The sequence below is a fragment of the Vibrio sp. YT-19(2023) genome, assembly GCF_033337395.1.
Window position 1 is genome coordinate 1 of sequence record NZ_JAWOQN010000385.1, and the last position, 771, is coordinate 771.

Annotated in this window: 2 protein-coding genes; both read left to right on the forward strand. The window is 50.3% G+C overall.

The genetic code is table 11. The features are described from left to right. The coding region (locus R7E78_RS26055) for a cbb3-type cytochrome c oxidase subunit I (RefSeq protein ID WP_318058601.1) at positions 1-331 on the forward strand (331 nt) is incomplete at its 5' end. Positions 332-351: 20 nt separating this feature from the next. Continuing rightward, the coding region (locus tag R7E78_RS26060; RefSeq protein ID WP_318058602.1) for a cytochrome c oxidase assembly protein at positions 352-771 on the forward strand (420 nt) is incomplete at its 3' end.

Consider the following 771-nt stretch of genomic DNA (forward strand, 5'->3'; position numbering starts at 1 on the left):
GTACGACCACAAGTTGAGTTTGTGGCATTTTTGGTGCTCAGTCATTTCCGTCAATGCCCTTTTCTTCCCGATGCATTTTTTAGGTTTGGCGGGCATGCCGCGAAGAATCCCTGATTACGCGATTCAATTTGCGGATGTGAACCAAATCGTATCTATCGGCGGCTTTGCCTTTGGTTTGTCGCAACTGATTTTCTTGTGGGTCGTGATCAAGTGCATTCGTGGCGGAGAGAAAGCGTCGGCCAAGCCTTGGGAGCGTGCAGAAGGATTAGAGTGGACTGTGCCAAGCCCTGCGCCTCATCACACCTTTAGTACGCCGCCTAAAGTGGATTAACGGAACGAGAGGCGAAGGACATGGCAGACAAATCATCCCACAAAAAGCTCACGATAAAGTTAGTGCTGGCCACTTTTGCCATGTTCGGGTTTGGTTTTGCGCTCGTGCCGCTCTATGACGTGATGTGTGATGCGTTAGGCATCAACGGTAAAACCAGTGATGTTGCAGCGATTCAACCTACGGGGATGCAACCCGATTTGAGCCGGACGATTCGTGTGGAGTTTATGGCACACGTCAACCCAGATATGCCGTGGGAGTTTAAGCCGAAAGTCATTTCGATGAATGTTCATCCAGGGGAGGTCGTGCAAACTGAATACTTGGCATTTAACGAAAGTGGACAAAGGCTGGTGGGGCAGGCGGTGCCTTCCGTTTCTCCCGGCAACGGTGCAGCTTACTTCAACAAAATAGAGTGCTTTTGTTTTACGCAACAGCCGCTGGAT